Here is a 5074-nt window from a genome sequence, read left to right as displayed (position 1 = left end):
CGAGTCCGCCGCGCCCCTGCCGCTCATCGCCCCCGAGGCACGCCTCACGATCCAGCGGATCATGTCCGAAGGCGCGGGCGTCCTCAGGTCCGCCACGAGTCTGGGCGTGGCCGCCGAGGCCCTGGAAGCCGTGTACCAGAACGCCCTGCGTCCCACGGACCCGGGAAAACCCGCCCAGCCGGGCGTCGAGTCGTGGGAGACCTCCAACCTCCTGTGCGTCGCCCGCGTCCTGGTGGCCGCCGCCCTGGAGCGCGAGGAGACCCGCGGCTGCCACTGGCGCGACGACTTCCCCGAGCGCGACGACACCGACTGGCGCCGCCACCTCGTCGTACGCCTCGGGGCGGCCCGCGCCCTGGAGCTGAGCCGGACCGACACCCCCGCATTTCCCGCCGTACACCCCGTAGATCCCCCCGTCCCCAGGGAGCCGTCACCGTGAGCACGCCCGAAGACAGTCCGCGCCCCGAGGCCGTGGACGTACCGCTCATCCAGATCGGTGCCCCGGCGTCCGCCGCCGGGGGCTGCGGCGACGGCTGCGGCTGTTCCGACGGCGAGGACTCCCTGGAGTGCGGTCTCGACCCCGCGCTCGCCGCGCTGCTGGCCGACGCCGGACTCGACCCCGTCCAGGTCGAGGACATCGCCCACGTCGCCATCGGCGAGGACCTCGACCACGGCGTGGACGTGACGAGCGTCGCGACCGTCCCGGCCGACGCCGTCGCCACCGGCGACTTCACGGCCCGCAAGGGCGGCACGGTCGCCGGACTGCGTGTCGCCGAGGCCGTCCTGTCCCTCGTCTGTACGGAGGACTTCGAGGTCGAGAGGCACGTCGAGGACGGCGAGCGCGTCGAGGCCGGCCAGAAGCTCCTCAGCGTCACCACCCGCACCCGTGACCTGCTCACCGGCGAGCGCAGCGCGCTCAACCTCCTGTGCAGGCTCTCCGGCATCGCGACCGCCACGCGCGCGTGGGCCGACGCGCTCGAAGGCACCGGCGCGAAGGTCCGCGACACCCGTAAGACGACGCCCGGTCTGCGCGCCCTGGAGAAGTACGCGGTGCGCTGCGGCGGCGGTGTCAACCACCGGATGTCGCTCTCCGACGCCGCGCTCGTCAAGGACAACCACGTGGTGGCCGCCGGCGGGGTCGCGGAGGCCTTCAAGGCCGTCCGGGACCAGTTCCCCGACCTGGCGATCGAGGTGGAGACCGACACGCTCCAGCAGGTCCGCGAGGTCCTCGACGCGGGCGCCGACCTGATCCTGCTGGACAACTTCACCCCGGCCGAGACCGCGGAGGCCGTGGCGCTCGTCGCCGGCCGTGCCCTGCTGGAGTCGTCCGGCACGCTCTCCCTGGAGAACGCCCGCGCCTACGCCGAGACCGGCGTCGACTATCTCGCCGTCGGCGCCCTCACGCACTCCGCCCCGATCCTCGACATCGGCCTCGACCTGCGCGAGGCGGGCGTCTGATGCTGCTCACCATCGACGTCGGCAACACCCACACCGTGCTCGGTCTCTTCGACGGCGAGGAGATCGTGGAGCACTGGCGCGTGTCCACCGACTCGCGCCGTACGGCCGACGAACTCGCCGTCCTCCTTCAGGGACTGATGGGGACGCATCCGCTGCTGGGCGACGAGCTGGGGGACGGCGTCGAGGGCATCGCGATCTGCTCCACCGTGCCGTCCGTCCTGCACGAACTGCGCGAGGTGACCCGCCGCTACTACGGAGACGTCCCCGCCGTCCTGGTCGAGCCGGGCATCAAGACCGGCGTACCGATCCTGGTGGACAACCCGAAGGAGGTCGGCGCCGACCGGATCATCAACTCGGTCGCCGCCGTCGAGCTGTACGGCGGCCCCGCGATCGTCGTGGACTTCGGCACGGCCACGACGTTCGACGCGGTCAGCGCGCGCGGGGAGTACACGGGCGGGGTCATCGCGCCCGGCATCGAGATCTCCGTGGAGGCGCTCGGCATCAAGGGGGCCCAGCTGCGCAAGATCGAGCTGGCGAGGCCGCGCAGCGTCATCGGAAAGAACACGGTCGAGGCCATGCAGTCGGGCATCGTGTACGGATTCGCCGGCCAGGTCGACGGGGTCGTGACCCGGATGGCGCGCGAGCTGGCCGACGACCCGGGCGAGGTGACCGTGATCGCGACGGGCGGTCTGGCGCCGATCATCCTCGGCGAGGCGTCGGTGATCGACGAGCACGAGCCGTGGCTCACGCTGATCGGGCTGCGACTGGTGTACGAGCGGAACGTCTCGCGCATGTAGCTCCCGACCGGTGGCCCCGATCGCCGGACGGCCCGACAGCGGCCCGTCCGGCGATATGCGGCGGCCCGGGTCGCACCAGGTCGTGCCCGGCGTCCCGCCGCGCCGCAGCTGTCGCGTTTAGACGATTTTGTGCGATTCGTGAGTATCGTCACCTCATGCCCACGCCCTACGGATCACGCGGCGGCATGGCGTTCGGCGCAGACGAGTTGCGTGTGCTCCGAGGCGCCCTCGCCATCGCCCTCCACCCCGCTCCCCTCCCCGACGAGGACGTCCAGGCCTGCCTGCGCCTCGCCGAATCCGTGGACGAGGCGGTCCGCGAGGCCGGCCGGCTGCGCGCGTTCCTCCTCGCCGACCTCGCCCGCTACCGCGCCGCGCTTCCCGGCTCGGCCGCCGGCTATCTGGAGCTTCTCCAGGACGCCCTGGCCGCCGGGTACGACCCCCGCCCGGAGGACCTCATGGCTCTGCGCACCCTGCGCGCCGCACCCGTCGCCGCCGCACTGCTCGACCGCTGTCAGCGGATCGCCGAGAACTCCGTACGGGCCCGGCTCGCCGGCCGGTCGCCCGCCGCCCCCGCGCCCCGTACCCGGCTGCTCGCGCTCCAGGGAGGCCGCGCCTCGGCCGACCCCGAGCGGCCCGAGGAGGAGCCGGGAAAGGCGCCGGGGAAGCAGCCCGCGCCGCCGCGCCGCCCGGCGGCCCCCGGGCGCCCCGCCACCGAGCGCCCGATGCCGAAGCCGTCGGAGGTCTTCCCGCCGCGCCGCAAGCCCGCGCCCCCGCAGGAGCGGCGGGCGGCCGGATAGCTACTCTTGAGCCATGGACTACGTATCCGCTCTCGTGCCTCCCGTGGTGATGGCCGCTTTCTTCATCGGCCTGGTCGTGACGATCGTCAAGAGCCAGGGCGGGGACAACAAGGCGAAGGAGGACGCGGCCGTGGACGCGGCGATCGCGCGCGCGGAGGCCGTGAAGCAGCCGGGCGGGAACACTTCCGGCGCCTGACGGCCTCGCGGCCGTAGATCAGGACGTACGACTTCCGCCACGTCGTACGTCCTTTTTGTAACGTCAATAACCGGCCATTCAGACATCTCGCACTATGGTGACAATGTGCCCCGCCAATTGGGAGATCTGGAAGACGCCGTCATGAGTCGCGTCTGGCAATGGAACCGTCCGGTCACCGTCCGGGAAGTCCTCGAAGACCTTCAGCGGGAACGGTCCATCGCCTACACGACCGTGATGACCGTAATGGACAATCTCCATCAGAAGGGCTGGGTGCGCAGGGAAGTCGACGGCCGCGCCTATAGATATACGGCGGTCTCCACCCGCGCCGCCTACGCGGCTGCGCTGATGAACGAAGCCTGGTCGAAGAGTGACAACCCGGCGGCCGCTCTTGTCGCCTTCTTCGGGATGATGTCGCCGACGCAGCGCGACGCCCTGGAGGACGCGGTGCGTATGGTGAGCGCCGACCGGCCGGAAGTGGTCCCCGAGGCCGCACCGGAGACGGCACCGGAAGCCACCCGGGAAGCGGCCCCCGAAGTGCCGCCCGAAGTCCCGCCCGAAGTGCCGGGTGAAGTCCCCTCCGAGGGCGCCGACCGAGAGCATCCCGCAGGGCGATAGCGTCCAGTCATGTCCTCTGGGGATCCGAAAGCCGCGACAAATGCCGTCACCGTCCGGCGGGCCAGGACGAGCGATGTGTCCGCGGTCCGTCGTCTCGTCGACCCGTACGTGAGCGAAGGCATCCTGCTCGACAAAGCGACGGTGACGCTTTACGAGGACATCCAGGAGTTCTGGGTCGCCGAACGCGACGACGACGCGACGGTCGTGGGCTGCGGCGCACTTCATGTGATGTGGGAAGACCTCGCCGAAGTGCGCACTCTCGCGGTGGATCCCCGCTTCCGGGGTGACGGTGTGGGGCGCCATGTGCTCGACAAGTTGTTGCAGACCGCCCGGTGGCTCGGTGTGCGGCGCGTATTCTGTCTGACCTTCGAAGTCGACTTCTTCATCAAGCACGGGTTCGTGGAGATCGGTGAGACTCCTGTCGACGGAGATGTCTACAGTGAGCTGCTGCGTTCCTATGACGAGGGTGTCGCCGAGTTCCTCGGTCTCGAACGGGTGAAGCCGAACACCTTGGGTAACAGCCGGATGCTTCTGCACCTGTGAGCGGCGGAAGAACCCCGAACCCTATGTCCGAATCGCGCACGTTTCCCGTGTTCTTGTGCTACAGAACCTCTGCCGGGGGTTTGTGTTTTCCTGAGAAAAGCGGTTTCCTTTCGGCGTACTGCATTTTCGATGAAAGGAAAACCGGTGGCACAGAAGGTTCAGGTCCTTCTTGTTGACGACCTCGACGGTGGCGAGGCTGACGAGACCGTCACGTTCGCGCTGGACGGCAAGACCTACGAGATCGACCTCACGAACGCGAATGCCGACAAGCTCCGTGGGCTGCTCGACCCGTACACCAAGAGTGGCCGTCGTACCGGTGGCCGCGCCGCCGGTGGCCGTGGCAAGGGCCGCGCCGCCGCGGGTGGGAACAAGGACACCGCGGAAATTCGCAAGTGGGCCAAGGAGAACGGCTACAGCGTCAACGATCGCGGTCGCGTTCCGGCCGAGATCCGCGAGGCCTACGAGAAGGCCAACGGCTGAGATTTCGTACCCGTCGATTCTCCACGAAGCAATCGGGCCCGGTGGCACTCCGTCGCCGCCGTGTCCACGAGTCGAACGAGATCGGGGACACCCCCACCCCTGTCCCCGAGTCCGGCACTGCCTCCGGGCCCGTGTCCGAGATGAGTGAGAGCCGGCAGCGTCGGTTCCACCTCGCGTCCCGGCTCGGGGGG

The 5074-nt window shown here is 69.9% G+C and carries 7 protein-coding genes and 2 pseudogenes; 8 read left to right on the top strand and 1 reads right to left on the bottom strand.

Annotation, left to right across the window (positions count from 1 at the left end; translation table 11 throughout):
* The 8 genes and pseudogenes from P3L51_RS34905 to P3L51_RS34870 form a co-directional block, all read left to right on the top strand.
* Nucleotides 1-436 (top strand): annotated as a pseudogene (locus tag P3L51_RS34905) (L-aspartate oxidase); the annotation flags it as partial.
* Complete coding sequence (gene nadC, locus P3L51_RS34900) at nt 433-1455, top strand: carboxylating nicotinate-nucleotide diphosphorylase (protein WP_354609382.1); 1023 nt, start codon at nt 433-435, stop codon at nt 1453-1455. The pseudogene P3L51_RS34905 and the gene nadC, both read left to right, overlap by 4 nt.
* Nucleotides 1455-2252: a type III pantothenate kinase gene (locus P3L51_RS34895; protein ID WP_354609381.1), complete on the top strand. Its 798-nt coding sequence runs from the start codon at nt 1455-1457 to the stop codon at nt 2250-2252. Before nadC ends, P3L51_RS34895 begins: the two co-directional genes overlap by 1 nt.
* Nucleotides 2253-2437: 185 nt before the next feature.
* Nucleotides 2438-3049, top strand: a complete 612-nt coding sequence (locus P3L51_RS34890; protein WP_354609383.1) for a hypothetical protein — start codon at nt 2438-2440, stop codon at nt 3047-3049.
* Nucleotides 3050-3062: 13 nt separating this feature from the next.
* Nucleotides 3063-3245: a hypothetical protein gene (locus P3L51_RS34885; protein ID WP_354609380.1), complete on the top strand. Its 183-nt coding sequence runs from the start codon at nt 3063-3065 to the stop codon at nt 3243-3245.
* Nucleotides 3246-3386: 141 nt separating this feature from the next.
* Complete coding sequence (locus tag P3L51_RS34880; protein WP_435594591.1) at nt 3387-3860, top strand: BlaI/MecI/CopY family transcriptional regulator; 474 nt, start codon at nt 3387-3389, stop codon at nt 3858-3860.
* 9 nt (nt 3861-3869) lie between these two features.
* Nucleotides 3870-4403: an amino-acid N-acetyltransferase gene (locus tag P3L51_RS34875; protein ID WP_354609378.1), complete on the top strand. Its 534-nt coding sequence runs from the start codon at nt 3870-3872 to the stop codon at nt 4401-4403.
* Between the two features lie 144 nt (nt 4404-4547).
* Nucleotides 4548-4883: a histone-like nucleoid-structuring protein Lsr2 gene (locus P3L51_RS34870; RefSeq protein ID WP_023539576.1), complete on the top strand. Its 336-nt coding sequence runs from the start codon at nt 4548-4550 to the stop codon at nt 4881-4883.
* On the opposite strand, the pseudogene P3L51_RS34865 reads toward P3L51_RS34870, so the two are convergent.
* Nucleotides 4862-5074: pseudogene (locus tag P3L51_RS34865) on the bottom strand (SCO3374 family protein); the annotation flags it as partial. The gene P3L51_RS34870 and the pseudogene P3L51_RS34865 sit on opposite strands and share 22 nt — an antisense overlap.

The organism is Streptomyces panacea (genome assembly GCF_040560175.1).
In the GTDB taxonomy this organism is placed as follows: domain Bacteria; phylum Actinomycetota; class Actinomycetes; order Streptomycetales; family Streptomycetaceae; genus Streptomyces; species Streptomyces panacea.
Note: the sequence above shows the minus strand (reverse complement) of the source record. Positions and strands in the feature narration are given on the sequence as shown.

Bases quoted from the DNA above. Each gene is read 5' to 3' on its own strand.
- P3L51_RS34890 (WP_354609383.1), top strand. From the start codon at position 2,438: ATGGCGTTCGGCGCAGACGAGTTGCGTGTGCTCCGAGGCGCCCTCGCC.
- P3L51_RS34875 (WP_354609378.1), top strand. From the start codon at position 3,870: ATGTCCTCTGGGGATCCGAAAGCCGCGACAAATGCCGTCACCGTCCGG.
- P3L51_RS34885 (WP_354609380.1), top strand. From the start codon at position 3,063: ATGGACTACGTATCCGCTCTCGTGCCTCCCGTGGTGATGGCCGCTTTC.
- P3L51_RS34880 (WP_435594591.1), top strand. From the start codon at position 3,387: ATGAGTCGCGTCTGGCAATGGAACCGTCCGGTCACCGTCCGGGAAGTC.
- P3L51_RS34895 (WP_354609381.1), top strand. From the start codon at position 1,455: ATGCTGCTCACCATCGACGTCGGCAACACCCACACCGTGCTCGGTCTC.